Genomic DNA, 1,972 nt, shown 5'->3' with positions numbered 1-1,972 from the left:
GCGAAGGCGGCGGTCTTGCCGGTGCCCGTCTGGGCGATGCCCAGCAGGTCGCGGCCGGCCATGACGCCGGGGATGGCCTTGGCCTGGATCGGCGTCGGCGTCTGATAGCCCTGGTCCGCCAGGGCCTTGAGGATCGGCTTGGCCAGGCCAAGGTCGGTAAATTGAGTCACAGTGCGAGTGTCTTTCGCGATGCGCCGAACGCGGCCGCTCGCTGAATGCGAGGGTCGCCCTGGGCGCGTTTATCTGGGGAAAGCCCCCGCGTGGCGGGGCGATCGATTCGATCTCTTCAGGGCGCTCAACGACCGAGCCTCCGTTTGGAGGAAGCTCTCACGCGGGCCGGAGCGCCGATAGCGTCTGAGGATCAAACGCGAGGCCTACATCGTCTTTCGCAGGTGCGAAGTCAAGTTTCCGCAGGCCCCCGTCGCGGAATGACGCCCGGCTGTTGCATTCCTGCGGCGCGGCGGAGATGGAAGGGCATGACCGATAAACCCATTCTCCTCGTGGCCGCTGCAGCCCTGGTGGACAGCGACGGCCGGGTGCTCATCTGCCAGCGGCCCCAGGGCAAACAATTGGCGGGCCTGTGGGAATTTCCAGGTGGCAAGGTGGAGCCGGGCGAGACGCCGGAAGCCTGTCTGATCCGGGAACTGGACGAGGAACTCGGCATCCAGGTCACCGGGGCGTGCCTGGCGCCCTTCGTCTTCGCCAGTCACGGTTATGAGTCCTTTCACCTGATCATGCCACTCTACCTCTGCAGGCGATGGAGCGGCGTCGTCACCGCTCGCGAGCACGAGGCCCTGGCATGGGTGAAGCCCCACAAGCTGACCGACTATCCCGTGCCGCCCGCGGACGCCCCGCTGGTGGCCTGGCTGCGCGACCTGCTCTGAGGGCTCTGCAGCGCTTCGCCCGGCACGAGGGCGGGGCGACCGCCATCGAATACGGGCTGCTCGCCGCCCTGCTGGGCCTGGCCATCATCACCGCCGCCGGCGCCCTGCGGCAGGAAATCTACGACCTTCTGATCAGCGTCGCCGACGCTCTGGGCTGAGCCGTTCAGTCTTCATCCCGGGGAACGGGATTTTCCACCACGCCCAGGGCGTCGGCCAGGCGCATCCTGGCCGAGCCGGGTTTGAGCGGCTTCTGCTGGCTCTCGTGCGGCGCCCAACCGGTGAGGGTCAGAATCTCGAAGGTGGCCGGAACCTTGCCGTCGGCCTCGCCGAACCGCTCCACATAGAGTTCGCAGGTCCGGGCCAGAACGGCCCGCGTCAGGGCGCGGGGATGGCGCTCAGCGAGCGCGCTCGTCTCTCCCATCTGGCGCAGATCGGCCATCAGCTTCAGCGGGTGGCTGTAGCGCACGCAGACCCGGTCCATGTCGGCCACCGGCAGGGCGAACCCCGCCCGTTGCAACAGGCCTGCGCCGTCGGCCGGATCGGCGAAGGGCGAGACCCGGCTCCCGGCGCCGCCGGTCACCTCGGCTTCGGCGTCCATCAGCGAGCGGCGCAGCTCATAGAGGGTCGCGCCGCCGAAGAAGGCCCCAATGAACAGGCCGTCGGGCCGCAGGGCGCGGCGAATCTGGATCAGGGCGCCGACCACGTCATTGGTCCAGTGCAGCCCCAGCGACGAGACCACCAGGTCCAGGCTGGCCGGAGCGAAGGGCAGGGCTTCCTCGTCCACCACCACCCGCGGCCCGGCGCGGCCCGCCAGCATGGGCGCCGAGACATCGGCCTCGATCACATGGCCGATACGCGCCGAGGCGTCGCTGCTGGCCAGGGCGCGGCCGAAGGCGCCGCGGCGGGCGGAAAGATCGACGGCCAGGGGGAAGTCGCGCATGATCGCGGCCAGGCGGTCGACGGCGTCCTGGGCCACCCGCTCGTGCAGGAAGCCGGCCTCGTCAAAGGCCCGGGCGGCGCGGTCCAGGCGGCGGCGCACAAGGGCGCGGTCGAACAGTCGGGGGGGAGCGGCGGACATGGGGCTGCAA

4 protein-coding genes are annotated in these 1,972 nt (G+C 69.7%); 2 read left to right on the top strand and 2 right to left on the bottom strand.

Annotated elements, in window-relative coordinates; translation table 11 throughout:
• Positions 1–170, bottom strand: a 170-nt coding sequence (locus tag V7D28_RS15110) for a DEAD/DEAH box helicase (protein ID WP_333588206.1), incomplete at its 3' end; no start/stop codon positions are given.
• A gap of 306 nt (positions 171–476) precedes the next feature.
• Between V7D28_RS15110 and mutT the strand changes: the two genes are divergently transcribed.
• Positions 477–884, top strand: a complete 408-nt coding sequence (mutT, locus tag V7D28_RS15105) for an 8-oxo-dGTP diphosphatase MutT (protein WP_333588204.1) — start codon at positions 477–479, stop codon at positions 882–884.
• The gene (locus tag V7D28_RS15100) at positions 800–1,042 is read left to right on the top strand and encodes a Flp family type IVb pilin (RefSeq protein WP_333588203.1); all 243 of its coding nucleotides are present in this window, start codon (positions 800–802) and stop codon (positions 1,040–1,042) included. Before mutT ends, V7D28_RS15100 begins: the two co-directional genes overlap by 85 nt.
• Positions 1,043–1,047: 5 nt before the next feature.
• Here the strand turns inward: V7D28_RS15100 and V7D28_RS15095 are convergent, their stop codons facing one another.
• Positions 1,048–1,962 carry a methyltransferase domain-containing protein gene (locus V7D28_RS15095; RefSeq protein WP_333588205.1) on the bottom strand — a complete coding sequence of 305 codons (915 nt, stop codon included), beginning with the start codon at positions 1,960–1,962 and terminating at the stop codon, positions 1,048–1,050.
• Positions 1,963–1,972: the final 10 nt, after the last annotated feature.

The organism is Phenylobacterium sp. (genome assembly GCF_036723115.1).
In the GTDB taxonomy this organism is placed as follows: Bacteria; Pseudomonadota; Alphaproteobacteria; order Caulobacterales; family Caulobacteraceae; genus Phenylobacterium.
The sequence above is the reverse complement of the archived record's forward strand: the minus strand, read 5'-3'. Positions and strand labels throughout refer to the sequence as shown.